A 23,181-nucleotide genomic window follows, 5' to 3' on the forward strand; every position below is an offset into this window, starting at 1 on the left:
GGCACTACTTCCCCTTGGCGGCCGCGTCCCGGATCAGACGCGGGATGCTCGGCCGGACCTCCGTGGTGACCACGCCCAGGGCACGGCGCACGTACTGCTCGTCGGTGAGCTCGCGGAGCATCGCCGCGGCCAGGTCGGCCCGGGCCGTGAACACGCCGTCCGCGCTGTTCTCGTCCACCACGTGGTGGGTCGGACGCGGATGGTCGAAGAGGCCGGACGGGCGGGCGAACGTCCAGTCCAGTTCGGTGCCGCGGATCAGGGACTCCATCCTGCGCATGTCGTCGTGGGCGGTGCGGGCGATCACCCGGTTCACGTACGGGTCCAGTACGTGGTTGAAGAAGAAGGCGCCGCTGGGGCGCCAGTGGGGGTCGAGGACGCTGGAGCTGACCGTGATCAGGCGTTTCACGCCGTGCCGTGCCATGGCGGCGGTCATGTGCCCGGCGGACACCGAGTAGAGCGACACCGGTCTCCGGCCCGGCGGAACGCCCAGTGCCGACAGGACGGCGTCGCTGCCCGCGACCACCGCGTCGACCGCGTCGGCGTCGGTGGCGTCCGCGTCGGTCACGGTCAGCCCGTCCTGTGCGGCGTAGCGGTGCGGACGCCGGGTCACGGCGGTGACCTCGTGCCCGGCGAGGAGGGCCTGCTCGACGAGCCGGCGACCGGTGGGGCCACCGGCTCCGAAGACGGCGATGCGCATGGGTTCTGTCCTCCGTGGGTGAGTGCTCGCGACGACGCGCGAGGGCGGGGCGCGCCGTCCGGCCGGCGGTCGGCGCGCTCGCTTGACAGTGCGTCCGGTCCGCCGCATATTCAACGCTGATGAATAAAACCGGAGCCCGTCCCCGTACCCGGGGTCGGCCGCGCGGCAATCCACCGACCAGGTCCCGGATCGCCGAGGCCGCCCGCGACCTGTTCCTGGAGCACGGCTACCAGGGCACGACCCTGCGCGCCGTGGCCGCCGCGGCAGACGTCGACTCGGCGCTCATCGCCTACCACTTCGGCTCCAAGAAGGGCCTTTTCGGCGAGGCGATGAATATCCGGTGCGGACACTCCCTCGCACTCGTCGACGCGCTGAAGGGAGACCCCGCGGGGCTCGCCGACCGCATCCTGGCGGCCGTCACCTCCCTCTGGGAGGACGACGGCCCCGACGGCGGTCCCATGTCCGTCTTCGACGGGACGTCGATGCGCGACGAGGAGGCCATGCGCGTCTTCCGGGAGTTCCTGGAGCGCGAGGTGCTCGGGCGGATCGCCGAACACCTGGGCGGCCCGGAGGCGACGGACCGCGCCACCGCCGCCGTCACCGTGATCGGCGGCCTGATCTTCACCCGGTACCTCAGCCCGCTGGGCCCGGCGGCCACGCTGAGCGCGGCGGACGTCCGCGCGGTCCTCGCCCCCTGCCTGCGGGCGGCCCTGAACGGACGTCACCGCCCGTCGCCCCGCCCGCTCGCGCGCGGCTGACGGGGCCGGGCTCCGAGGGCGCGGACGGCGGACGCGGGATCAGCCGGCGACCAGATCCAGCACCGGCCGCAGCCCCAGCGGGCGCTCGGCGACCGGCAGGTGGTCCACGAAGTGCACTCCGCAGCCGAGGGTGGCAGCGCCCCCGTCGGCGCGGCGGTCGTCACCGACCATCAGGGTGTCGCGCGGGGAGGCACCCAGCGCCTCGCAGGCCGCGCGGAACAGCCGCGGGTCGGGCTTCTGCACGCCGTGTTCGAACGACAGGACGTACGCGCCCACGTACGGGTCGAGGCCGTGTGCCCGGAAGACGGGCCGCAGGTCCCAGCCGATGTTGCTGACCACTCCGACGGCGACGTCCCGCCGGCGCAGGGTGTCCAGCACGTCCGCCGCGTCGGGGTAGGGGCTCCACGCGTCAGGCGCCATGTGGCGGTCGTACAGCGCGTCGTGCAGCCGGGGGTCGGGCAGCGGCACCTGCCGCGCGAGCCCCGTGTAGGCGGCCCGGTGCAGTTCCGCGCTGCTGTCGCGGACCTTCCACACCCCGGCGAGCGCCTCCGGCACCGGCCGGGAGGGGAAGGCGCCGCCCGGAAGCGCCCCCGCCGCGTCCAGGGCCCGCGCCGTCCGCGTCAGTTCGGGTTCGGGCAGGCCGACCCCCGTTTCCGCCAGCACCGCGCTCAGCCAGGACAGGGTGGACTCGATACGGAAGAGGGTCCCGGAGAAGTCGAAGAGCACGCATGTCACGGCCATGCCGACGATCATTCGGGCCGTGCCCCCGGCGGTCGAGTGCGCGTCGTCTCCCCGCACGTGAAGGGGTGGACCGCGACCGCCGCCGCGGCGAAGAGGGCCCCCAGGAGCCATCCGGCCAGGACGTCCGAGGGCCAGTGGACCCCCAGCCACACCCGGGTCAGCCCGACCCCGACGACGGAGACCGCGGCCACGACGAGGGCGGAGCGCCACAGGGCGCGCCCGGCGCCGTGGGAGTGCAGCAGCCAGAGGAGCAGCCCGCACACCACGGTGGCCGTCATGGCGTGCCCGGAGGGGTACGCCGCGTAGTGCGCGGAGTCGACCGGATCGGGCCAGACGGGGCGGGAGCGCCCGACCGCGGCCTTGAGGCCCTGCTGGGCCAGGGTGCCGAGCGCGCACGTGGCCGCCAGCCACAGGGCGGTCCGCCACGCCGAGTGCCGCAGCAGCAGGACGACGACGGCCGCGCACAGCACGCGCATCGCCCAGGGGTCCCAGACCCAGTCGGTCAGGACGCGGAAGACGTGGGTGACGCCCGGTTCGTCCACGGCCCAGCGGTGCGTGGTCCGGGAGATGTCCCCGTCGAGGGCGAGGAGCGGCTGCCAGGAGAGGGCGACCAGGAGGAGGAGCAGCACGTTCGGGAGCAGCAGGGCCGCCGTGACGAGCGTGGCGGTCCGGGAGCCCGGCGTGCGGGGCGGCGAGTCGGCGGGCGCGGAGTGCATACGGTGATCCTCGCCGACCGGCCGCACCCGAGGCCAGTGAGGTGTACGCGGGGGAGGCGGCGCGCGGCCCGCGGTGAGCCGGGCCCGTACTACCGAAGGGCCCGCAGTCCCGGTACGAACGCCACCAGGACCGGGACGGCCGGGACCAGTGCCGCCGTCGCGGTCAGCCGCAGCCGTCGTGCCGCCGTGAGCCGGTCCCGGGGGGCCAGCAGCCGGTGGACGCGCTGCGGGACGTCCGCCTGCGGGGTCGGGCAGGGGCCGAACACGCCCCGGTCCTCGTTGAGTTCGACCAGTGCGAGGGCGGTGGTGAGGCGGCCGAAGCGGCGTGAGGCCATGTCGTCGGCGGCGAGTTCGACCAGCCGGTGCATCTCGTCGCGGAACGCGGCGAACACGGGAACCTGCGGGAACCCGCCCGCCAGCGCTCCCGAGCAGTGCAGCAGCCAGTCGTGCCGGGCCTGGGCGTGGCCCTGTTCGTGGGCGAGCACGGCATCCAGCCTGCGCCCCTTCAGACGGCGCAACGCGGCCGTGGTGATGACGAGTTGGGGTGCGGCACCGGGCAGCCACCAGGCGTCGGGGCGCTCGCCCTCCAGGACCACCAGCCGGTCGCTGCCGGGCTCCTCACCGGGCAACAGCGGAGCGCGCACCAGGAGTTCGGCGCGGCGCCGCCGACGGCGCGACCGGGCCCGTACCACCTCGCGCAGCAGCATCGCCGCGGTCCACACGCCCCCGCACGCAAGGGTCACGGCGGTCGTCGCCGCGTAGGTCCCGCCGGTGCCCAGCGCGTAGGCGTCCACGACGGAGTGCGGCGCGACACCGAAGACCTGGGCGCGGACGGCCATCCAGGCGGCGGCCGCGCTGAGGGTCATCGACAGGACGCAGCACAGCAGAACCGACGCCACGACGCACTGCCACACCCACAGGGCGACCACCGGTTCACGGTCCGGCCAGTCCGCCCGGGCGAGCAGCCGCGGAGCGACGACGGCGACCAGGGCGCCGAGCAGCAGCAGTGCCGCGGGGACCATCATGGTGAAAGCCTATGAGCGGGCCGCGCCGGAGGATACGGGCTGTCGCGCCAAGTGACGTACGCCACGGACGCGTACGGCCGTCCCGCCCGACGGGCGGGATCCGGTGATCTCCAGGGCCCGGGGGTGCTGCCGGCGGCGGAGCGGGAGCCGCCTCAGAGCGTGAGCAGCATGGCGACCATCGCGATGCCCATGGACAGCCGGCACGCCCGGGCCACCTCGGGCCGGTCCCCCCAGCCGGCCCCGCCCGCGCGGGCGGGCGCGCCGGCGCCGGCGAGGGCCGGCACCGGGAGCAGCCGCGCCCCGGCCCACAGCACGTAACCGGTGAAGTAGAGCAGCAGGACGCCCGTCACCAGCGGTGTTCCGGAACCGCCGTGCCCCTCGTGCGCCCCGTGCCCGTGAGGTCCGGGGGACGCGGCCATGGTGGCGGCCATGTAGACCATGGCGGCGGCCCCCACGAGATGGTGCAGATGATGCGGGCGCGTCCGTGCCTCCCACAGCGCCCGGAGGGCGGCCGCGCCGAACACGGCCGCGTAGCCGGTCCAGGCCCATCGCGGCGGCGCCAGGGCCGCCGCGGGCACGGCCATCAACGCCATGCCGAACCCCATCAGCGCCTCGCCGCCCGCCGCGCGCCGTTGTTCCTCGACGGTGCTGCGCATCCGCAGCAGGCAGTAGGCCCCGGTCGCCGCGCACAGCGCGACGAGCAGCCAGCCGGGCTGAACCGGTCCGTGCACCGCGCACCTCCCCGTTCGCCGGTGTCGGACAGTCGGTCAACAAATGCCCGTGCCGATCGGTGCGCACGCGAGCGCACAGGCGTACGCGGGGGAGCGTGCGGAAGCGGACGCCGTGATGCATCACATGTGTTTTATAAGTAAAACACCTGCTAACCTCGTCCTCATGAGCACCGCCACCCCGCGTTCCCGGCCCGCCCGCCGGCTCCCCCTCGCCGGCGTCCTGCGCCTGGGCAGGCCCTCGGGCATCTGGTTCAAACCGGCGCTCAGCGTGGTCGCCTCGGTGGCCCCTCCGAACCTGCTCCTGGTCGCCCTCGGACGCCTCGACCTGGCCATGTACACCATGGCCGGATCCCTGTGCGCCCTCTACGCGCACAACCGTCCCTACGCCGCCCGTTCCCGCACCCTCGCCGGGGTGGTCCTCGGCATGCTCGCCGGCCTGGCCGTCTCCCTGGTCACGGCGTCCCTCACGACCTCCGGCGTCGTCCTCGTCACCGTCGGGGCGCTCCTCGCCGCCGCGCAGAAGGCACTCTGCGACGCCACCCGCATCGGCCCGCCCGGCCATGTGATCTTCACCTTCATCGCCTCGGCCGCCCTGTTCCTGCCGCAGACCCTCGGCCAGGTGCCGGCCCACCTCGCGCTGGCCGCCGCCGCGGGCGCCTGGGCGTGGATCGTCGGCATGGCTCCCGGTCTGCTGCGGCCGCACGGCCCGGAGCGCAGGGCCACCGCGCACGCCCTGGAAGCGGCGGCCGCCTACGCCGGGCAGCGGGCGAGCGGCGACGGCGCCGCGCGGGCCAGGGCCGCCGCGGCCTCGGCCGTGCACACCGCCTGGCAGTCGCTGCTGTCCACCGGTGCCCGCACCGCCCCCCGGCGCGCCCTCGAAGGTCTCGTCGTACGGGCCGAGGTGGCGCTCGCGGCGCCCGCCGACACCGACCCCGCACTTCTGCGCGCCTGGGCCCGCGAACTGCGAGGCTCGGGCCCCGTCCCGTGTCCGGCCGGCCTCCCGGGGACCGCCGACGAACTGCTCGGCGTGGAGACCGGGCTCACCCACGGCGAACCGCCGCTGTCGCGCCGCCTCGGCCCCCTCGCGCCCGTCGCCGTCCGCACCGCCCTCGGCTGCGCACTCGCCGGCTACGCCTCGCTCGCGCTCGGTATCGGCCGCCCGTACTGGGCCCTGGTCACCGCCGCGTCGCTCTACCAGATCAACCTGACCCTGACGTGGGGCCGCAGCGTCCAGCGGGTCGTCGGCAACCTCCTCGGGGTGCTCGTCTTCGCGGCCGTCGCACCGCTCGCCCATCTCGGCCAGACCGCCCTCGTCCTGTGCTGCCTCGCCCTCAACTTCGGCGCCGAGGCGCTCATCGGCCGCAACTACTGGCTCGGCACCATCTGCGTGACGCCCATGGCCCTGCTCATCACCGAGTTCGCGCAGGTCCAGCAGCCGGGTGAACTCATCACCGAACGGGCCGCCGACACCGTGGTGGGGGCTCTGGTCGGCTTCCTCGCGGCCGTCGCCGTCACCAACCGGCGGGCGGGAGACCGTGTCGAGGACGCCCTCCGCTCCGTCGAACGGGTCCGCGAGCACGCCACGCGCGTCCTCGCCGCCGAGCGGCCCGGCCCCGGGGAGCTGGAGTCCGCGCGCCAGGACCTGACCGCAGCCGTCGTCGGGCTGCGGGCCACCGCCGACGCCGCGTCCGGTGAGTGGTGGCAGCGCGCGCTGCCCGAGGAGCGGGTGATGCGGGCCGAGCAGGACGGACACCGTACCCTCGCGATGACGGTACGACGGCAGGGACCGCACGCCATGGAGGGCGCACCAGCATGACGACGGACGGCGGCGTACGCAGCACACCGGCCGTGGACGACCCGGCCGGACACCCGGCCCCGGAGGCCGCCCCGGAGCCCGGCGCCCCCGGCTCCGGCGGGACCACCGGTGGCGCCGGGGTACGGGACACCGTCTCCGGAGTCGTCCGGCAGTGGCACGCGGTGCGCCCCGACATCGACACCGGACCCATGGAGATCATCGGCCGCATCAACCGCTGCGGCGCGCTGCTGCAGCAGGCCGAGGACGCCCCGCTGCGCAGGGCCGGACTCACCCGCCCGGAGTTCGACGTGCTCGGCACCCTGCGGCGTACGGGACACGAGCTGACGCCGGGCGAGATCGCCCGCGAGACCTTCTCCTCCGGCGCCGCCGTCACCAAGCGCCTCAAGCAGCTGACCGAACGCGGGCTGGTCGAGCGGCGGGGCGACACCCGGGACCGGCGTGTCGCCCACGTCCGGCTGACCGACCGGGGCCGTGACCTGGTCGACGGCGTCCTGCCCGAACAGCTCGCGTACGAGTCGGCGGTCCTGTCCGGGCTCGCCCCCCACGCGCGGGGCGAACTCGCCGCACTGCTGGGCGAACTGCTCGGCCAGCTGGAGGGCAGGCTGGGCGCGGCGCGCCTCTGAGCGGCCACCGCACCGACGGCCGCGACGTCAGGCGGCGCCCGGCGCACCACCCTGCCGCTCCTCGTCCCGGGCGCGGTAGATCCCGAAGACCGCCTTCTGCGGGTCGCGCAGTACGGCGATGCGCGGACCGTCCGGCACGGAGGTGGGCTCCATCAGCGAAGAGCCGCCCGCCCCGGCCGCGGCGTTCGCCGTGGCGTCGACGTCCTCGACGGCGAAGTACGGCAGCCAGTGCGGCGGAACCTCGTGCGGGAACTTCTCGTCCATCGTCAGCATGCCCCCGAAGTCCGCGCCCGCCAGGCCCCACTGGGTGTAGCGGTCAGAGCCGCCCACGGTCCATCCGAACAGCGTCGTGTAGAACTCCGTGGCCCGGTCGGGCGCACGGGTCATCAGCTCCACCCAGCCGAGCGCGCCGGGCGCGTTGAAGAGGTCCGCGCCGGCGAACGACCTGGCCTGCCAGAGCTGGAAGACCGCGCCCTCGGGGTCGGACACCACGGCGAAGCGGCCCACGTCGAACACGTCCATCGGGGCGACGAGGACCGTGCCGCCGGCCGCCCGCACCGCCTCGACGGCCGCGTCCGCGTCGGTCACGGCGAACGACACGTTCCACGCGACGGGCTGCGTCTCCTGGTACAGCGGCGACAGCGCGGCCACCGGGGCGTCCCCGAGGTGCGCGACGGTGTATCCGCCCGCCTCCGGGCGCGGGTCCGTCTCGGGACGCCAGCCGAACAGGTCGGCGTAGAAGCGTTTGGCCGATTCGAGATCACTGGTCCCGAGCTCGGTCCAGCAGGGGCCGCCGGTCACCGGCCTGTCGAGCTGCATGGCGACGTTCCTTTCCCGTCGAAACCCCCTCCGCACGCTATGCCCGGCCGCCCGCCGCGGCCAACGGACGGCGCACCGGCCCGTCCGTCACGAGCGGGCCGGGAATGCCGCACACCAGGGCCGCAGGCACCGCGCGGGTCTCAGATCCCCGGCCGGGACCTCAGCGGGTGGTCCGCCGGGATCTCCACGAGCACGATCTGTGTCCCGTCGGGGTCAGCGATCCACATCTCGATCAGGCCCCACGGCTCCTTCACCGGCGGTCGCACGATCGCGACGCCCGCCGCGGCCAGTTCCTCGTGCGCCGTCGCCGCGTCCGCCACCTGGAGCCACAGTCTCAGCGCCGGTGACGCGGGCGCCTCGGAGCGGCCCGAGACCTCCAGGAAGCCGCCGCCGAGGAAGTAGACCGTGCCGCGCTCGGGGCCCGTGCCGAACTCGCGGTGGACGGCCAGGCCCAGCTTCCCGCCGTAGAACTCGCGGGAGCGCTCGGGGTCGGTGGGGCGGAGAAGCAGTCGGCTGCTCAGTACATGCACCATGCGTCCGGAGCCTAGAGCCTCGCGTCCGGATCATGCCTGGCCCGCTCGCCGGCCCGGCTTGATCCGAACATGAGAGCCCGGAGGCCGGGCGGCCGCGGACCGCCCTGGAGGTGGGGGCCCGGACGGGCTAGTCTCGGCCGTGCCCGCCGCGCCGGTCACCGTGCACACCGGGCACCGGGCACCTCACGCCGGACACCGCACGACAGGACGTAAGGACGCGCTCCATGGACACCGCCTCGACCGGACTGACCTTCCGCGATGCCACCGACGCCGACGTGGACGTCATCGTCGCCCTCGTCGAGTCGGCGTACCGCGGAGAGCCGAGCCGGGCCGGCTGGACCACGGAGGCGGACATCCTCGACGGGCAGCGGACCGATCCCGAGGGCGTGCGCGCGGTGATCAAGTCGCCCGACAGCCGTGTGCTGACCGTGGAGCGGGACGGCGCGGTGGTGGCCTGCTGCCAGCTCGAACACCGCGGTGACCACGCCTACTTCGGCATGTTCGCCGTGAGCCCGGCGCTGCAGGGCGCGGGGCTCGGCAAGGTGATCATCGCGGAGGCGGAGTGGTACGCCCGCGAGGTGTGGGGTGCGCAAGCCATGCACATGACCGTGATCTCGGTGCGGAACGACCTCATCGCCTGGTACGAGCGGCGCGGCTACCGCCGTACGGGAGAGATGACTCCCTTCCCGTACGGCGACGAGCGCTTCGGCGTGCCGCGGCGCGCGGACCTGCAGTTCGAGCTGCTGGTCAAGCCGCTGGTGTGACGGTCACGCGGTGAAGCGGCCGGTCCGCTTGATCTCCGGGTAGTCGGTGGTCGCGCCGTCCAGTTCCAGGGCCCGCACGAGACGCAGGTGGTCCTGGGTGTTCACCACCCAGCCGATGATCCTCAGGTCGGCCTTGCGCGCGTGTTCGGCGATCTCCAGGGTCAGGCGGCGGATGTTCAGCACGAGCGTGCCGGCGCCGACGGCCGTCGCGCGCTCGACGACGTCGGTACCGTAGCGGCTGGCCACCAGCGCGGTGCGGACACCCGGGACCAGCCGGGAGACCTCGGCGATCGCCTCGTCGTGGAAGGACAGCACCTCGACGCGCGCCACCAGGTCCCGCCGGTGCATGACCTCGGCCAGCGCCCGGGCCGCGGCGACGTCCTTGATCTCGGCCTGCAGCGGAGCCCGTACGGCGTCCAGGACCTCCTCGAAGACGGGGACGCGCTCGCCGCGCCCGGCGTCCAGCGCCCTCAGCTCGGCGAGGGTCTTCTCGGTGATCGGCCCGGAGCCGTCGGTCGTGCGGTCCACGTGGGCGTCGTGCATGACGACGAGGGCGCCGTCCTTGCTCAGATGCAGATCCAGTTCGATCAGGTCCAGGCCCGCCTGCTGGGCGGCGACGAAGGACCGGAGGGTGTTCTCGGGCTCGACACCCATCACTCCGCGGTGACCGATGGTGAGGAAGTTCAAGGTTCGACTCGCTTCCGTCGGGGGCGGCTCGGCTCCGCGCGGCCGGGTCCGGAAATCGGCCGCGCGGCCAGGGCCGCAGCCTAATGGCCGGGGGCCGTGATGGCCCCGGCCCTGCGCGGCGGATCGGGGCGGCGGGCAACGGCCGCCCGGCCCGCACCGGCCGGTGGATCACCCCTGCGTGGGCGCGTCCCGTGAGCGTTGACCGAAAACGCGCGCCCTGAGTCCAGAGGGGTGGCGCACGGGCCCACGGACGCCGAAGTCACCGCACGTCCCTCCTTCGACGGGAAAAACATCCGTGAAATGGGGGGTGTCGCAGGAGAATCTTCTGTGACCTCCCCTTGCGGACGGAACCTCCTGTACATACGGTGTCTGTACGCGAGGTTCACCCGTGGAGGATGAGACATGACGGAAATTCTTGTGCAGGAGGCTACGGAGGGGCGAGTTCCTCCTGGCGGCAGGGTGGTGGAGCACCCGGCTTGGCCCGTGCTCAAGGATGCCGTGGAGCAGATCCGGCCATGGCAGGCCAAGGACGGGTCGGTCGACTTCGAGGCGGAGGGTGCGCCGGACCGTGCCGACGCCGAACTCGCCGTGCGCCGCGTCGTCGCCGCGGTCGAGGAGCTCTCCCCGCTGCTGCCGCACGACGCCGCGTACCACGAGGCCGTCGTGAAGGACCTGCGCCGCTGGGCCGACGAGGGCTTCGGGGTGCCGGACTTCCTCGACTCGCTGCTGGCCTTCCAGCCCGCCGCGCACCGCGCGGACGGCCTCCAGCACCTGGTCGTCTTCCCGATGTACACGCAGAACGGCAACCCCGACCGCAACCTCGAGGCGGTCGTGCTGCGCATGGTGTGGCCGGACTGGCTCGCCGAGCTGGAGCGCACCCGCTACGACAACCCGCTCTTCTGCGGTATCACCTTCGAGGACTTCACCGCGGGCTACGACACCAACTCGGCCGTCCTCTTCCCGGAGACCATCGCCGTGCGCGAGGCGCCGGAACGTTTCTCCTGGGGTGGCATCTTCTGTGACCGCGAAGCGGCCCGCTTCCGCGCCGTCACCGGCGCCGCCGTGGACGTCCTCGGCCTGGAGCTGCCCGAGGACATCGCCGCGATGGTCCACGACCAGCGCCGCTGCGAGCAGGCGTTCGTGCTCTGGGACATGGTCCACGACCGCACGCACAGCCACGGCGACCTGCCCTTCGACCCCTTCATGATCAAACAGCGCCAGCCGTTCTGGATGTACGGCCTGGAGGAGCTGCGCTGCGACCTCACCGCCTTCAAGGAGGCCGTGAAGCTGGAGGCCGACGGCTTCCCGCAGGGCCGCGACGTGCAGTACGCGGTGCTCTTCGACCGGATGTTCCGCTTCCCGGTCACCGGCGAGCGCGACCGCAACTACGACGGGCTCGGCGGCCAGCTGCTCTTCGCCTACCTGCACAAGCACGACGTCGTCCGCTGGACCGACAACAAGCTGCACATCGACTGGCAGCGCGCGCCCCAGGTCACCAACGAGCTGTGCGCCGAGATCGAGACGCTCTACCGCGACGGCATCGACCGTCCCAAGCTCGTCCACTGGTTCAAGGCGTACGAGCTGGTCTCCACCTACCTCGCCCCGCACCCCGGCTCCCGCTGGGCCAAGGGTCCGGACGCGCTGGATCTGAGCCTGCCGCCGCGTAAGCTCGTCGACGACGTGCTCGCGGACGAGTTTCCGCTGAGCATGTTCTACGAGGCGCTCGCCAAGAAGCTGAAGCGGGTGATCGCCTCCACCAAGGGCATCACCGCGGCGAACGCCGAGAAGGCCGCCGCGTGAGCGCCCCCGCCGAGGACGCACAGGACGCTCAGGAGGCGAAGACCATGGCTCAGGGCAACGGGGCTCTCAGTGGCGCTGTGATCGCGGTGGCGGGCGCGGCGGGACCGGCCGGCCGGGCCGCGCTGGTCCGGCTCGCCGAGGCCGGCGCGACGGTGATCGGCTCCGACGCGAACGCCGAGGGGCTCGCCGAGGCGGTGGACGCGGCGCGCTACGCGCACGGCGGGGCGACCGTCGTGGGCGACACGGTCGACCTGCTCGACGCGGCCGCGGCCCGCGAGTGGGCCGGGCGCGTCGAGAAGGACTTCGGGCGTGTCGACGGCCTGGTCCACCTCGTCGGCGGCTGGCGCGGCGGCGCCGGTTTCGCGGAGACCGACCTCGCCGACTGGGACCTGCTGGAGAAGCTGCTGATCCGCACGGTCCAGCACACCTCGCTCGCCTTCTTCGACGCCCTCAAGCGCAGTGACCGGGGCCGCTACCTGCTGATCAGCGCCGCGGGCGCCTCCAAGCCCACCGCGGGCAACGCGGCGTACTCCGCGTCGAAGGCGGCCGCCGAGGCGTGGACGCTGGCCATGGCCGACGGCTTCCGCAAGGCGGGGGGCGAGGACGGCCCGCGCTCCGCGGCTGCGATCCTGGTGGTGAAGGCGTTGGTGCACGACGCGATGCGCGCCGAGCGTCCCAACGCGAAGTTCGCGGGCTTCACCGACGTCAAGGAGCTGGCCGAGGCCATCGCCGGCGTCTGGGAGCGGCCCGCCGCCGAAGTGAACGGAAACCGTCTGTGGCTGACCGAGAAACCGTGAACCCTCCCAGGACCGACGCGAGGCGTCATCACGACCCGGAGGTCCGCGGCTTCGCGAGCGACAACTACGCGGGGGCCCACCCCGAGGTGCTCGCCGCCCTGGCCCTGGCCAACGGCGGGCACCAGATCGCGTACGGCGAGGACGACTACACGGCGGGCCTGCAGGGGATCGTCCGCAGCCACTTCGGTGCGGGCGCTGAGGCCTTCCCCGTCTTCAACGGCACCGGCGCCAACGTGGTCGCGCTCCAGGCGCTCACCGACCGCTGGGGCGCGGTGATCTGCGCGGAGAGCGCCCACATCAACGTCGACGAGGGCGGCGCCCCCGAGCGGATGGCAGGCATCAAGCTCCTCACGGTGCCCACCCCCGACGGCAAGCTGACGCCCGAGCTGATCGACCGGCAGGCCTTCGGCTGGGACGACGAGCACCGGGCGATGCCGCAGGCCGTGTCGATCGCGCAGAACACCGAACTGGGCACCGTCTACACGCCCGACGAGATCCGCGCGATCTGCGACCACGCCCACGCGCTCGGCATGAAGGTGCACCTCGACGGCGCCCGGATAGCCAACGCGGCCGCCTCGCTGGACGTTCCGATGAGGACGTTCACCAACGCGGTCGGCGTCGACATCCTCTCCCTCGGGGGGACGAAGAACGGCGCGCTGTTCGGCGAGGCCGTCGTCGTCCTCGACCAGGGCGCCGTCCGCCACATGAAGCATCTGCGCAAGCTGTCGATGCAGCTCGCGTCCAAGATGCGGTTCGTCTCGGTGCAGCTGGAGGCGCTGCTCGCGAAGGACCTGTGGCTGCGCAACGCACGGCACGCCAACGAGATGGCCCAGCGCCTCGCCGAGGGGGTCCGCGCCGTCCACGGCGTGGAGATCCTGCACGAGGTGCAGGCCAACGCCGTCTTCGCGCGCCTTCCGCACGACGTGAGCGAGCGGCTGCAGAAGCGCTACCGCTTCTACTTCTGGGACGAGGCGGCCGGCGACGTCCGCTGGATGTGCGCCTTCGACACGACCGAGGACGACGTGGACGGGTTCGTGGCCGCCCTCAAGGAGGAGATGGCGCACTGACGCCGAGACGGCAGTGACTGCATAGGTATGCGGTCGACCGAAATGTCATTGACTCTCGGTCGGCCGCGTTCCTATGCTCTGCGGGCATGGAGCTGATCCAGCAAACTTCCGACCTGTCCGCGTACTTGGCCGCCGACGAGGCGATCGACCATGATCATCCGCTGGTCCGCGAAACGGCGGCACGCCTCGCGCGGGACGTCACCGACTCGTATACCTATGCGCAGGCCGCCTATGAATTCGTACGCGACACCATCCCGCACTCCCAGGACGCGGACGATCCGCGCGTCACCTGGCGTGCCTCCGACGTCCTGGAGCGGCGCACCGGTATCTGCCACGCCAAGGCCCACGCCCTGGCCGCGCTCCTGCGCGCCGAGGACATCCCCACCGCCCTGTGCTACCAGTCGCTCGCGCACGACGACGGGAGCGGACTCGCGGTGCACGGTCTCGTCGCCGTGCGGTTCAAGGGGGCGTGGCACCGGCAGGACTGCCGCGGCAACAAACCGGGCGTCGACGCACGGTTCTCCCTGGACGGCGAGCGACTGGCCTGGACGCCGGACCCGCAGTCCAATGAGCTGGACTATCCAGTGCTCTACACTGAACCCCATCCGGTCGTGCTCGACGCCCTCAGGGCCGCACCCGACCGGCCGTCCCTGTGGAAGCGCCTTCCGAGCACCCTCTGAGGGTCCCTTCCCGCCGCATTCGGAGGCAAGGCAGACGATGACTCTCACCCTCACCGTGTCCGACGAGGTCCGCGCCCTGGCGCCCGGGTTCACCCATGTCGCCGTCGAGGCGCACGGACTCGTGGGCGGGCCCAGTACCGAGGGCACCTCCGCGCTGCTCGACGACGCGGGCCGCCGCCTCGCCGCCCGTCTGGACGGCCGGGCGCCGCACGAGGACGCGCACGTCGCGGCCTGGCGCGAGATCTACACGGCCTTCGGCTCCAAGCCGTCCCGGACGCGCAACTCGGCGGAGGCACTGGCCAAGCGGGCCCTGTCGGACGCCGGGCTGCCCCGGATCAACCTGCTGGTCGACCTCTACAACGCGATCAGCGTCGCCCATCTGATCCCGGTCGGCGGTGAGGACCTCGACCGCGTCCAGGGCGCCATGCGGCTGGTGCGCGCCACGGGTGAGGAGGACTTCGTGACCGTCGCCGGAGGCGAGCAGGCGGTCGAGCACCCGGACGCCGGTGAGGTCGTGTGGTGCGACGAGGCGGGCGTGACCTGCCGCCGCTGGAACTGGCGGCAGGGGCCGCGCACGCGGCTCACGGAGGAGACGACCTCGGCGATCTTCCTTCTGGAGAGCCTGGCCCCGATGCCGGTGGCCGACGTCACGGCGGCGGGCGCCGAGCTCGCCGAACTGCTCGAGAAGTTCAGCCCCGGTGCGCGGATCACGGTCCGCGCACCGGAGTCGGCGGCCTGAGGAACGGGGGCCGGACTCAGCCGGCCTCGGCGGCGCGCACCTGCTCAGGCGTGGGCGCCGTGCCGCCGAGGTGGGCGGGCATCCACCAGGTGTCGTCCGGGCCCTTGGGGCGCACGGGATAGGCGCGCTGCGCGGCCTCCAGCAGCTCCTGGACGCGCTCGCGCAGCCGCCGTGTGATCGCTCCCGCGTACTGGTCGGTCGGAGCCTCCACCGGCTCGCCGACGCGGATGGTGATCGGGGTGTGGCTGCGCCTGAAGTTGCGGGGGTGTCCCTTGGTCCACAGGCGCTGGGTGCCCCACAGGGCCATCGGCACCAGCGGCACGCCGGCCTCCTGGGCCAGCCGCGCGGCACCCGACTTGAAGCTCTTGAGGGTGAACGACTGCGAGATGGTGGCCTCGGGGAAGACCCCGATGATCTCGCCGGCGCGCAGCGACTCCAGGGCGTGCGCGTACGCCGTCTCACCCTGCTTGCGGTCCACCGGGATGTGCTTCATGCCGCGCATCAGCGGGCCGGAGATCCTGTGCCGGAACACCGACTCCTTGGCCATGAAGCGCACCAGGCGCTTCTGCGGGAGGGCGGCCAGGCCGTCGAAGACGAAGTCCAGGTAGCTGATGTGGTTGCTGACCAGGACGGCACCACCCGAGCGCGGAATGTTCTCCGATCCCTTGCAGTCGATCTTGAGGTCCCAAGCCTTGAACAGCGTGCGGGCGAGACCGATCACGGGACGGTAGACAAGCTCTGCCATGGAGGGGGTGGACCCTTCTCTCTGCCTGGGAAGGGTTCTCCCGGCTGGAAGTTACGCGGCCGTAGGTTTACGGCATTGCGCAGATCGTGCCCGAAGAACGAACGGCTGGCCAGCCCTGGTGCCCGCCACGCGCGAGATCCTCGTCACGTCACCCGCCCGCCGGACGGGAATCAGCCGCCTTCGGTGAACGCTGGTGAGGTCAGGAAGCACATGCGGTGCGGGTGTGATGCCGCGCCGGCGGACAGCCGTGAGGGTCCGCCGCATAGGGTCGAGTGCCGTGGTGACGGCGGAGCGGGAGGGTGTACGTGCACGGGCGCGAGGGGGACGGAGCGGTTCCCGGTGCGGGCGGCGCCGGCGGTGAGACCGGTCTCGGCGAGGTGCTGGCCGGAGTGGGCGGAACGCTGGGGGAGCGCGCGACGCTGGTCCAGTTCTCCAGCGCCTTCTGCGCGCCCTGCCGGGCCACCCGCCGGGTCCTCACCGAGGTGGCCGGGATGGTCCCCGGCGTGTCGCACGTGGAGATCGACGCCGAGGAACATCTCGGGCTGGTACGCGAACTGGACATCCTGAAGACCCCGACCGTCCTCGTGCTCGACTCCGCGGGCCGGATCGTCCGGCGTGCCGCGGGCCGGCCGCGCACGGCGGACGTCGTCGCCGCACTGGGCGAGGCCGTGCGGCGCGGGGCGGGAGACTCCTGAGCGGGGATGCGGTGCCGCCCCGACGTGTGGCGGGGCCGGGGCCGGACACCCGTAGTGACGCTGCTCCCAGATACCGGAACGCACTTGACTGCAGGCCCCACCTATCGTCAGCCTGACCGTATGCCCAAGGAAATCCTTCTCTCCGAGCGCGTCCATGTGGACCTCGCCCGCACGGCGAGCGCGTGCTGTCCGGGCCACTGAGCAGCCACGGACCCGCTCGTCGACTCGTGAAGAAGGACAACTCCATGACGGCAACCCCCGATCTCGACGCCACCCGGCTCGCCTCCCCGGACCTGCTGCGCTCCGTCTTCCGGCGGCACGCGGCAGGCGTCGCCGTGATCACCGCCCAGGGCGCCGGCGGTCCGGTCGGATTCACCGCCACCTCGCTCACCTCGGTCTCCGCCGACCCGCCGGTCGTCTCCTTCGGCATCGGTACGGCGGCCTCCAGCTGGCCCGCGATCTCCGAGTCCGGCCACGTCGGCGTCCACGTGCTCGGTGAACACCAGCGGGACCTCGCCGCCACCTTCGCCCGCAGCGGCGCCGACCGCTTCGGCCCGTCCACCCGCTGGCGGGAGGGGCCCCAGGGCGTGCCCGTGCTCGACGGGGTCCTCGCCTGGCTGGTCTGCAGGATCGTCGCGCGTGTGCCCGCCGGTGACCACCGCGTCGTCCTCGCCGAGGCCGTCCTGGGCGATCCCACCGGTTCCGGGCGCCCTCTGCTCTATCACGACGGACGCTTCGGCGGCCTGCGCGACTGACCGCGGCGACCGCGCCCCGTGACCGACTACGCAGCGTTGTCAAGGTCACAGTTCAAAGCGCTTGCTTAGCGGGAAGAGTCTCGGTGTACTGACGAGTAATATTTCCCTTCGGAGCGCGGGTCGCCCCGACCGGGATCGGCCGCTTCAGGCGCCTATGCTGCCTGCAAGAGGCAGCTCGGAAATCACGATGCAGTAGGAGAGCCGGCGTGAGCTTGAGGATCGTTGTCACTGTGAAGTACGTGCCCGACGCCACTGGCGACCGGCACTTCGCCGATGACCTGACCGTCGACCGTGACGACGTGGACGGTCTGCTCTCGGAGCTCGACGAGTACGCGGTCGAGCAGGCGCTGCAGATCGCCGACGAGGCGGACGACGCGGAGATCACCGTGCTGACCGTCGGTCCCGAGGACGCCAAGGACGCGCTGCGCAAGGCGCTCTCGATGGGCGCCGACAAGGCCATCCACGTCGAGGACGACGACCTGCACGGGACCGACGCCCTCGGCACCTCGCTGGTGCTCGCCAAGGCGATCGAGAAGGCCGGTTTCGACCTGGTCGTCTCCGGCATGGCCTCCACCGACGGCACCATGGGCGTCGTACCCGCGCTGCTCGCCGAGCGTCTCGGTGTGCCGCAGGTGACGCTGCTGTCCGAGGTCTCCGTCGAGGACGGCGTCGTGAAGGGCCGCCGCGACGGCGACTCGGCCTCCGAGCTGCTCGAGGCGTCGCTGCCGGCCGTCGTGTCGGTCACCGACCAGTCGGGTGAGGCCCGTTACCCGTCCTTCAAGGGCATCATGGCGGCGAAGAAGAAGCCGGTGGAGTCCTGGGACCTGTCCGACCTGGACCTGGAGGCCGAGGAGGTCGGCCTGGAGGGTTCCTACACCACGGTCGACTCCGCGGCCGAGCGTCCGGCGCGCACCGCCGGCACGATCGTCAAGGACGAGGGCGAGGGCGGCAAGCAGCTCGCCGCCTTCCTCGCGGAGCGGAAGTTCGTCTGACGCAGCCTCGCGGGCCGGAGGTCACTCCGTGCCCCGAGTCCCGGATCCGCTGACCGCCCCTCATCTTTCGCAAGCAGGAGAGAAGAAGTCCCATGGCTGAAGTTCTCGTCTACGTCGACCACGTGGACGGCGCCGTCCGCAAGCCCACCCTGGAGCTGCTGACCCTGGCCCGCCGCGTCGGCGAGCCCGTCGCCGTCGCCCTCGGCGCCGGTGCGGGCGACACCGCTGCCGCGCTCGCCGAGCACGGCGCGGTCAAGGTCCTCACCGCCGACGCCCCCGAGTTCGCCGACTATCTCGTCGTACCGAAGGTGGACGCGCTCCAGGCCGCGTACGAGACCGTCTCCCCGGCCGCCGTCCTGGTGCCGTCCTCCGCCGAGGGCAAGGAGATCGCCGCCCGCCTCGCGCTGCGCATCGGCTCCGGCATCATCACCGACGCCATCGACCTCGAGGCCGGCGACGAGGGCCCGGTGGCCACGCAGTCCGCGTTCGCCGCCTCCTACACCACCAAGTCCCGCGTCTCCAAGGGCACTCCGGTCATCACGGTCAAGCCGAACTCGGCCGCCGTGGAGGCCGCCCCCGCCGCGGGCACCGTCGAGGCCCTCGCGGTCACCTTCTCCGAGAAGGCCACCGGCACCAAGGTCGCCTCGCGCACCCCGCGCGAGTCGACCGGCCGCCCGGAGCTGACCGAGGCCGCGATCGTGGTCTCCGGTGGCCGTGGCGTCAACGGCGCCGAGAACTTCGCCGTCATCGAGGCGCTCGCCGACTCGCTCGGCGCGGCCGTCGGCGCCTCGCGTGCCGCCGTCGACGCCGGCTGGTACCCGCACACCAACCAGGTGGGCCAGACCGGCAAGTCGGTCTCGCCGCAGCTGTACATCGCCTCGGGCATCTCCGGCGCGATCCAGCACCGGGCCGGCATGCAGACCTCGAAGACCATCGTGGCCATCAACAAGGACGCGGAGGCCCCGATCTTCGACCTCGTCGACTACGGCGTCGTCGGCGACCTCTTCGACGTCGTCCCGCAGCTCACCGAGGAGATCAACACCCGCAAGGGCTGATCCCGCCACGGAGGCCCCGGCCTCCGTCACCCGAGCCACGAGGCCCCTGCGACCAGCACGGTCGCAGGGGCCTCGGGCGTTCCCTCGCGCCGGACGGCCCCGTCGGCGGGTGTGCGGCGGGTGTGCGACGGTCCGCGTCGCCGGTACGGACGGACGGTCGGCGGGAAGGTGTTGACCGGTGGGAAGATCGCCGGATAACTTCACCATACGGATTGCTAATTCCGCGTGACGGAAAGCTGGAGGGTGTGAGATGGGTCAGGGCCGCCAGGAGAAGGTGACCACGAGTCTCGCGGGCAGGGTCAGCGAGGAGATCAGCGCCTCCCTCGCCCCGGTCGACGCCGAGCTGGAGCGCCGCTACCCGGGAGACCCCGGAACCCGCCAGCCCGTCCACACCGTGTACGTCCCGGGCGACGACTTCGCCGCCGGCACGATCCGCTCCTGGGGCGACCGGGCGCTGGCGGCCCTCGACGAGCACGCCCCGGACGCCGCGTCCTTCGCCGCCGTCCTCGGCCTCGCCGACGAGCTGGCCGAGCCCGTGTACACGCGCGTGCGCGCCAAGCTGGAGCGCGAGCCCGTCGAGGACCTCCGCGTCGACTTCGAGGACGGCTACGGCCCCCGCCCGGACGCCGAGGAGGACGCCGACGCGGCGCGCGCCGCCCGGCTGATCGCCCGGGCGTACCGGGACGGCACGGCGGCCCCGTACATGGGCATCCGCATGAAGTGCATGGAGGCGGCCGTCCGGGACCGTGGCATCCGCACCCTCGACGTCTTCCTGTCCGGGCTGATGGAGGCCGGCGGGCTGCCCGGGGGGCTGGTGCTGACACTGCCGAAGGTGACGTACGCGGAGCAGGTCACCGCGATGGTCAGGCTGCTGGAGGAGTTCGAGAGGGCCCGGGACCTGGAGCCCGGCCGGATCGGGTTCGAGATCCAGATCGAGACCAGCCAGTCGATCCTCGCCTCCGACGGCACGGCGGCCGTCGCCCGGATGATCCAGGCCGCCGGGGGGCGCGCCACGGGCCTGCACTACGGCACCTTCGACTACAGCGCCTGCCTCGGCGTCTCCGCCGCCCACCAGGCCAGTGACCACCCGGCGGCCGATCACGCCAAGGCGGTCATGCAGGTCGCCGCCGCGGGCACCGGCGTACGCGTCTCGGACGGCTCCACCAACGTCCTGCCCGTCGGCCCCACCGCGCAGGTCCACGAGGCATGGCGGCTGCACCACGGCCTGACCCGCCGCGCCCTGGCCCGCGCCTACTACCAGGGCTGGGACATGCACCCGGGCCACCTCCCGACCCGCTACGCCGCCGTCTTCGCCTTCTACCGGGAGGGCTTCGAACGGGCCGCCGCACGGCTCGTCCGGTACGCCGGCCGGACCGGCGGCGACGTGATGGACGAGCCCGCGACGGCCAAGGCGCTCAGCGGCTACCTGCTGCGCGGCCTCGACTGCGGCGCCCTCGACATGGACGAGGTCGCCCGTGCCACCGGGCTGACCCGAGCCGACCTCGACGCCTTCGCCTCACCGCGCCGCGGCGGGCTGACGCTCTCCTAGGTGTTGTCTCGGAAGTCCCGCCCGGCTCGTGACGCCTGGTACGGCACACGCGCCCCGGGCCCGTCGCCCTCGTGGGCCCGCGGGTCAGCCCGCGGGCCGCAGTTCGCCCGAGCCGCGGGTGATCAGGCGGGTCGGGAGCTCGATGCGCTCCGGGAGCAGCAGCGCGCCGTCCAGCTGGCGGAAGAGGCGCTCGGCGGCGGTACGGCCGAGGGTGGCGGCGTCCTGCGCGACCACGGTGACACCGGGCTGGAGCAGGTCGGCGAGCTCGATGTCGTCGAAGCCGACGAGGGCGACGGGGGTGCGGTGCTCGGCGAGGACGCGGACCACGGTGACCGTCACCCGGTTGTTGCCCGTGAAGATCGCGGTGACGGGGGAGGGGCCGGCCAGCATCTCCTCGGCGGCCCGGCGCACCCGGACCGGGTCGGTGACGCCCAGGGACATCCAGGCGTCCTCCACCGGTATCCCGGCGTCCTCCATGGCCGTACGGTAGCCGCGCAGCCGCTCGGCGGCCGTGTGGATGCGCGGCTGGTCGCCGATGAAGCCGATCCTGCGGTGGCCGTGCCCGATGAGGTGGGCGACACCGTCGCGGGCGCCCCCGAAGTTGTCCGAGAGGACGACGTCGGCGTCGATCTGCCCGGCGGGGCGGTCCACGAACACCGTGGCGACGCCCGCCTTCATCTCGGGCTCCAGATAGCGGTGGTCGTCGCCCGCCGGGATGATGACGAGTCCGTCCACGCGGCGCGCGCACAGGGCGAGCGCCAGCTCCTGCTCGCGGTCCGGGTCCTCGGCGCTGGAGCCGTTGATCAGCAGCGCGCCGTGCGCGCGGGCCACTTCCTCGACGGCGCGGCTGAGCGGACCGTAGAAGGGGTCGGCGAGGTCCTCCAGGACCAGGCCGATGCTCGCGGTGCGGCCCTTGCGCAGCACCCGCGCGCTGTCGTTGCGCCGGAAGCCCAGCGCGTCGATGGCCTCCTGCACCCGGCGCTCGGTGTCGGGCGTGACGCCCGGCTCCCCGTTGACCACCCGCGACACCGTCTTGAGCCCGACCCCGGCGCGCGCCGCGACGTCCTTCATGGTCGGGCGGTTGCCGTAGCGGTTCTCGGATCGGCGGGCGGTCTGGGCCACGATGCGCTGTCCTGTCCTGTCGTCCATGGCGCGCGTCCCCCGCGGGGCGGGGGGTGAGGGTCGGTCCATGGGGTTGTATGAGGATGTGGCGTCGAGCATAGAGCCTGGACAACGTTGTCAGATGCGGGAGACACTGTCCACCACAATCTCCGGCCCGCGCCCCTCACGGGGCACGTCGTCTGCCAGCCCCCGGCCGGGGATCCGGTGCCCGCGGTGCGAGCCGTGTGCCAGGCGCCGGAAGGACACAGCAGCGGGAGATCTGACTCTATGCACACCGACCTCGTGGCCGCGCTCGACATCGGCGGCACCAAGATCGCCGGAGCGCTGGTGGACGCCCACGGCCGGATCCTCGTGCGCGCGCAGCGCGCGACCCCCGCGCGCGAGGACGGCGACACCGTGATGCGGGCCGTCGAGGAGGTGCTCCGTGAGCTGGCGCTCTCCCCGCTCTGGAGCCGGGCACGCGCGGTCGGCATCGGCAGCGCGGGTCCGGTGGACGCCTCGGCGGGCACCGTGAGCCCGGTGAACGTGCCGGGCTGGCGCGGCTACCCGCTGGTCGAGCGGGTCCGTGCCGCGACGGGCGGGCTGCCCGTGGAGCTGATCGGCGACGGCGTCGCCATCACCGCCGCCGAGCACTGGCAGGGCGCGGCCCGGGGCCACGACAACGCGCTGTGCATGGTCGTGTCGACCGGTGTCGGCGGAGGCCTCGTCCTCGACGGCCGGCTGCACCCCGGACCCACGGGCAACGCGGGCCACATCGGGCACATCAGCGTCGACCTGGACGGCGACGCCTGCCCCTGCGGCTCGCGCGGCTGCGTGGAGCGCATCGCCAGCGGCCCCAACATCGCCCGCCGCGCCCAGGCGGGCGGCTGGCGGCCTGGCCCGGACGGCGACGCCTCGGCGGCCGCGGTGGCCGCCGCGGCCCGGGCCGGGGACGCGGTGGCCGTCGCCTCGTTCGAGCGCGCCGCCAGGGCGCTCGCCGCCGGTATCGCGGCCACGGCGACGCTCGTCGAGATCGACATCGCGGTCGTCGGCGGGGGAGTGGCCAACGCCGGCGACGTCCTGTTCACGCCACTGCGCAAGGCCCTGGACGACTACGCGACGCTCTCCTTCGTACGGCGTCTGACGGTGACGCCCGCGCGGATGGGCACGGACGCCGGTCTGGTCGGCGCCGCGGCGGCCGCGCTCACCCGGCGGACGGACGCGACCGCGGCGGGCGTGGGCGGCTGACGCCCAGGCGGCCGCAGGCGGTGCCGCCCGCGTGGCGATCGGACGACG

26 protein-coding genes are annotated in these 23,181 nt (G+C 73.1%); 16 read left to right on the plus strand and 10 right to left on the minus strand.

The window, feature by feature from the left end; all coding sequences use genetic code 11:
* Window positions 1-4: 4 nt before the first annotated feature.
* A complete protein-coding gene (locus ACFY93_RS17210; protein WP_391359187.1) occupies window positions 5-697 on the minus strand; it encodes an NAD(P)H-binding protein in 693 nt (230 codons plus the stop codon).
* Window positions 698-816: 119 nt separating this feature from the next.
* Here ACFY93_RS17210 and ACFY93_RS17215 point away from each other — a divergent pair, with 119 nt between their 5' ends.
* The gene (locus ACFY93_RS17215; RefSeq protein ID WP_391359189.1) at window positions 817-1,455 is read left to right on the plus strand and encodes a TetR family transcriptional regulator; all 639 of its coding nucleotides are present in this window, start codon (window positions 817-819) and stop codon (window positions 1,453-1,455) included.
* Between the two features lie 39 nt (window positions 1,456-1,494).
* Here ACFY93_RS17215 and ACFY93_RS17220 read toward each other — a convergent pair whose 3' ends face one another.
* The 4 genes from ACFY93_RS17220 to ACFY93_RS17235 form a co-directional block, all read right to left on the minus strand.
* Window positions 1,495-2,190 (minus strand): HAD-IA family hydrolase, encoded by a 696-nt coding sequence (locus ACFY93_RS17220; RefSeq protein ID WP_391359364.1) that lies wholly within the window; start codon window positions 2,188-2,190, stop codon window positions 1,495-1,497.
* A 14-nt stretch (window positions 2,191-2,204) separates the two neighbouring features.
* Complete coding sequence (locus ACFY93_RS17225) at window positions 2,205-2,912, minus strand: phosphatase PAP2 family protein (protein WP_391359191.1); 708 nt, start codon at window positions 2,910-2,912, stop codon at window positions 2,205-2,207.
* An 89-nt stretch (window positions 2,913-3,001) separates the two neighbouring features.
* Window positions 3,002-3,937: a M48 family metalloprotease gene (locus ACFY93_RS17230; RefSeq protein WP_391359194.1), complete on the minus strand. Its 936-nt coding sequence runs from the start codon at window positions 3,935-3,937 to the stop codon at window positions 3,002-3,004.
* A 152-nt stretch (window positions 3,938-4,089) separates the two neighbouring features.
* Window positions 4,090-4,668, minus strand: a complete 579-nt coding sequence (locus ACFY93_RS17235) for a DUF5134 domain-containing protein (protein WP_391359197.1) — start codon at window positions 4,666-4,668, stop codon at window positions 4,090-4,092.
* A 163-nt stretch (window positions 4,669-4,831) separates the two neighbouring features.
* Between ACFY93_RS17235 and ACFY93_RS17240 the strand changes: the two genes are divergently transcribed.
* Both ACFY93_RS17240 and ACFY93_RS17245 read left to right on the plus strand, forming a co-directional pair.
* A complete protein-coding gene (locus ACFY93_RS17240; RefSeq protein WP_391359200.1) occupies window positions 4,832-6,484 on the plus strand; it encodes an FUSC family protein in 1,653 nt (550 codons plus the stop codon).
* Window positions 6,481-7,107 (plus strand): MarR family transcriptional regulator, encoded by a 627-nt coding sequence (locus ACFY93_RS17245; protein ID WP_391359203.1) that lies wholly within the window; start codon window positions 6,481-6,483, stop codon window positions 7,105-7,107. The genes ACFY93_RS17240 and ACFY93_RS17245 overlap by 4 nt, the downstream gene beginning before the upstream one ends.
* A 27-nt stretch (window positions 7,108-7,134) precedes the next feature.
* Here the strand turns inward: ACFY93_RS17245 and ACFY93_RS17250 are convergent, their stop codons facing one another.
* Window positions 7,135-7,926: a VOC family protein gene (locus tag ACFY93_RS17250; protein ID WP_391359206.1), complete on the minus strand. Its 792-nt coding sequence runs from the start codon at window positions 7,924-7,926 to the stop codon at window positions 7,135-7,137.
* 140 nt (window positions 7,927-8,066) lie between these two features.
* Entirely contained in the window at window positions 8,067-8,459 is a 393-nt protein-coding gene (locus ACFY93_RS17255; protein ID WP_391359208.1) for a VOC family protein, read from the minus strand.
* 224 nt (window positions 8,460-8,683) lie between these two features.
* Here ACFY93_RS17255 and ACFY93_RS17260 point away from each other — a divergent pair, with 224 nt between their 5' ends.
* Window positions 8,684-9,223, plus strand: a complete 540-nt coding sequence (locus ACFY93_RS17260) for a GNAT family N-acetyltransferase (protein ID WP_391359211.1) — start codon at window positions 8,684-8,686, stop codon at window positions 9,221-9,223.
* Between the two features lie 3 nt (window positions 9,224-9,226).
* On the opposite strand, the gene ACFY93_RS17265 is transcribed toward ACFY93_RS17260, so the two are convergent.
* Window positions 9,227-9,910: a glycerophosphodiester phosphodiesterase family protein gene (locus ACFY93_RS17265; protein ID WP_391359214.1), complete on the minus strand. Its 684-nt coding sequence runs from the start codon at window positions 9,908-9,910 to the stop codon at window positions 9,227-9,229.
* A 402-nt stretch (window positions 9,911-10,312) separates the two neighbouring features.
* Here ACFY93_RS17265 and ACFY93_RS17270 point away from each other — a divergent pair, with 402 nt between their 5' ends.
* The 5 genes from ACFY93_RS17270 to ACFY93_RS17290 all read left to right on the plus strand — a co-directional run bounded on the left by ACFY93_RS17270 (window position 10,313) and on the right by ACFY93_RS17290 (window position 14,993).
* Window positions 10,313-11,710, plus strand: coding sequence for a DUF6421 family protein (locus ACFY93_RS17270; protein ID WP_391359217.1), 1,398 nt, complete (start codon window positions 10,313-10,315; stop codon window positions 11,708-11,710).
* 44 nt (window positions 11,711-11,754) lie between these two features.
* Entirely contained in the window at window positions 11,755-12,507 is a 753-nt protein-coding gene (locus tag ACFY93_RS17275; RefSeq protein ID WP_391359367.1) for an SDR family NAD(P)-dependent oxidoreductase, read from the plus strand.
* On the plus strand, window positions 12,504-13,574 hold the full coding sequence (locus tag ACFY93_RS17280; protein ID WP_391359219.1) for a beta-eliminating lyase-related protein: 1,071 nt from the start codon (window positions 12,504-12,506) through the stop codon (window positions 13,572-13,574). The genes ACFY93_RS17275 and ACFY93_RS17280 overlap by 4 nt, the downstream gene beginning before the upstream one ends.
* Window positions 13,575-13,660: 86 nt before the next feature.
* Complete coding sequence (locus ACFY93_RS17285; protein WP_391359221.1) at window positions 13,661-14,254, plus strand: transglutaminase domain-containing protein; 594 nt, start codon at window positions 13,661-13,663, stop codon at window positions 14,252-14,254.
* A gap of 37 nt (window positions 14,255-14,291) precedes the next feature.
* Window positions 14,292-14,993 carry a phenylalanine--tRNA ligase beta subunit-related protein gene (locus ACFY93_RS17290; protein ID WP_391359224.1) on the plus strand — a complete coding sequence of 234 codons (702 nt, stop codon included), beginning with the start codon at window positions 14,292-14,294 and terminating at the stop codon, window positions 14,991-14,993.
* Window positions 14,994-15,009: 16 nt separating this feature from the next.
* Here the strand turns inward: ACFY93_RS17290 and ACFY93_RS17295 are convergent, their stop codons facing one another.
* The gene (locus ACFY93_RS17295; RefSeq protein ID WP_391359227.1) at window positions 15,010-15,738 is read right to left on the minus strand and encodes a 1-acyl-sn-glycerol-3-phosphate acyltransferase; all 729 of its coding nucleotides are present in this window, start codon (window positions 15,736-15,738) and stop codon (window positions 15,010-15,012) included.
* A gap of 299 nt (window positions 15,739-16,037) precedes the next feature.
* On the opposite strand from ACFY93_RS17295, the gene ACFY93_RS17300 reads away from it, so the two are divergent.
* The 6 genes from ACFY93_RS17300 (at window position 16,038) to ACFY93_RS17325 (ending at window position 20,784) form a co-directional block, all read left to right on the plus strand.
* Window positions 16,038-16,433: a thioredoxin domain-containing protein gene (locus ACFY93_RS17300; RefSeq protein ID WP_391359230.1), complete on the plus strand. Its 396-nt coding sequence runs from the start codon at window positions 16,038-16,040 to the stop codon at window positions 16,431-16,433.
* Window positions 16,434-16,553: 120 nt separating this feature from the next.
* Window positions 16,554-16,634, plus strand: a complete 81-nt coding sequence (locus tag ACFY93_RS17305) for a putative leader peptide (protein ID WP_391359370.1) — start codon at window positions 16,554-16,556, stop codon at window positions 16,632-16,634.
* A 44-nt stretch (window positions 16,635-16,678) separates the two neighbouring features.
* On the plus strand, window positions 16,679-17,188 hold the full coding sequence (locus ACFY93_RS17310; RefSeq protein WP_391359233.1) for a flavin reductase: 510 nt from the start codon (window positions 16,679-16,681) through the stop codon (window positions 17,186-17,188).
* A gap of 206 nt (window positions 17,189-17,394) precedes the next feature.
* Window positions 17,395-18,180, plus strand: coding sequence for an electron transfer flavoprotein subunit beta/FixA family protein (locus ACFY93_RS17315; RefSeq protein WP_391359236.1), 786 nt, complete (start codon window positions 17,395-17,397; stop codon window positions 18,178-18,180).
* Window positions 18,181-18,272: 92 nt separating this feature from the next.
* Window positions 18,273-19,235 carry an FAD-binding protein gene (locus ACFY93_RS17320; RefSeq protein WP_391359239.1) on the plus strand — a complete coding sequence of 321 codons (963 nt, stop codon included), beginning with the start codon at window positions 18,273-18,275 and terminating at the stop codon, window positions 19,233-19,235.
* 250 nt (window positions 19,236-19,485) lie between these two features.
* Entirely contained in the window at window positions 19,486-20,784 is a 1,299-nt protein-coding gene (locus ACFY93_RS17325; RefSeq protein ID WP_391359242.1) for a DUF6986 family protein, read from the plus strand.
* Between the two features lie 84 nt (window positions 20,785-20,868).
* Here ACFY93_RS17325 and ACFY93_RS17330 read toward each other — a convergent pair whose 3' ends face one another.
* On the minus strand, window positions 20,869-21,933 hold the full coding sequence (locus ACFY93_RS17330; protein ID WP_391359245.1) for a substrate-binding domain-containing protein: 1,065 nt from the start codon (window positions 21,931-21,933) through the stop codon (window positions 20,869-20,871).
* Between the two features lie 240 nt (window positions 21,934-22,173).
* Between ACFY93_RS17330 and ACFY93_RS17335 the strand changes: the two genes are divergently transcribed.
* Window positions 22,174-23,133: an ROK family protein gene (locus ACFY93_RS17335; protein WP_391359248.1), complete on the plus strand. Its 960-nt coding sequence runs from the start codon at window positions 22,174-22,176 to the stop codon at window positions 23,131-23,133.
* The last annotated feature ends 48 nt before the right edge of the window (window positions 23,134-23,181 follow it).

The sequence above is a fragment of the Streptomyces sp. NPDC008313 genome, assembly GCF_042956125.1.
In the GTDB taxonomy this organism is placed as follows: domain Bacteria; phylum Actinomycetota; class Actinomycetes; order Streptomycetales; family Streptomycetaceae; genus Streptomyces.

What these genes read in the sequence shown, in the direction of transcription:
- ACFY93_RS17210 (WP_391359187.1), bottom strand. Translation starts at nt 697, where the DNA reads ATGCGCATCGCCGTCTTCGGAGCCGGTGGCCCCACCGGTCGCCGGCTC.
- ACFY93_RS17215 (WP_391359189.1), top strand. Translation starts at nt 817, where the DNA reads ATGAATAAAACCGGAGCCCGTCCCCGTACCCGGGGTCGGCCGCGCGGC.
- ACFY93_RS17225 (WP_391359191.1), bottom strand. Translation starts at nt 2,912, where the DNA reads ATGCACTCCGCGCCCGCCGACTCGCCGCCCCGCACGCCGGGCTCCCGG.
- ACFY93_RS17230 (WP_391359194.1), bottom strand. Translation starts at nt 3,937, where the DNA reads ATGATGGTCCCCGCGGCACTGCTGCTGCTCGGCGCCCTGGTCGCCGTC.
- ACFY93_RS17240 (WP_391359200.1), top strand. Translation starts at nt 4,832, where the DNA reads ATGAGCACCGCCACCCCGCGTTCCCGGCCCGCCCGCCGGCTCCCCCTC.
- ACFY93_RS17245 (WP_391359203.1), top strand. Translation starts at nt 6,481, where the DNA reads ATGACGACGGACGGCGGCGTACGCAGCACACCGGCCGTGGACGACCCG.
- ACFY93_RS17250 (WP_391359206.1), bottom strand. Translation starts at nt 7,926, where the DNA reads ATGCAGCTCGACAGGCCGGTGACCGGCGGCCCCTGCTGGACCGAGCTC.
- ACFY93_RS17255 (WP_391359208.1), bottom strand. Translation starts at nt 8,459, where the DNA reads ATGGTGCATGTACTGAGCAGCCGACTGCTTCTCCGCCCCACCGACCCC.
- ACFY93_RS17260 (WP_391359211.1), top strand. Translation starts at nt 8,684, where the DNA reads ATGGACACCGCCTCGACCGGACTGACCTTCCGCGATGCCACCGACGCC.
- ACFY93_RS17270 (WP_391359217.1), top strand. Translation starts at nt 10,313, where the DNA reads ATGACGGAAATTCTTGTGCAGGAGGCTACGGAGGGGCGAGTTCCTCCT.
- ACFY93_RS17275 (WP_391359367.1), top strand. Translation starts at nt 11,755, where the DNA reads ATGGCTCAGGGCAACGGGGCTCTCAGTGGCGCTGTGATCGCGGTGGCG.
- ACFY93_RS17285 (WP_391359221.1), top strand. Translation starts at nt 13,661, where the DNA reads ATGGAGCTGATCCAGCAAACTTCCGACCTGTCCGCGTACTTGGCCGCC.
- ACFY93_RS17290 (WP_391359224.1), top strand. Translation starts at nt 14,292, where the DNA reads ATGACTCTCACCCTCACCGTGTCCGACGAGGTCCGCGCCCTGGCGCCC.
- ACFY93_RS17295 (WP_391359227.1), bottom strand. Translation starts at nt 15,738, where the DNA reads ATGGCAGAGCTTGTCTACCGTCCCGTGATCGGTCTCGCCCGCACGCTG.
- ACFY93_RS17305 (WP_391359370.1), top strand. Translation starts at nt 16,554, where the DNA reads ATGCCCAAGGAAATCCTTCTCTCCGAGCGCGTCCATGTGGACCTCGCC.
- ACFY93_RS17310 (WP_391359233.1), top strand. Translation starts at nt 16,679, where the DNA reads ATGACGGCAACCCCCGATCTCGACGCCACCCGGCTCGCCTCCCCGGAC.
- ACFY93_RS17320 (WP_391359239.1), top strand. Translation starts at nt 18,273, where the DNA reads ATGGCTGAAGTTCTCGTCTACGTCGACCACGTGGACGGCGCCGTCCGC.
- ACFY93_RS17325 (WP_391359242.1), top strand. Translation starts at nt 19,486, where the DNA reads ATGGGTCAGGGCCGCCAGGAGAAGGTGACCACGAGTCTCGCGGGCAGG.
- ACFY93_RS17330 (WP_391359245.1), bottom strand. Translation starts at nt 21,933, where the DNA reads ATGGACGACAGGACAGGACAGCGCATCGTGGCCCAGACCGCCCGCCGA.
- ACFY93_RS17335 (WP_391359248.1), top strand. Translation starts at nt 22,174, where the DNA reads ATGCACACCGACCTCGTGGCCGCGCTCGACATCGGCGGCACCAAGATC.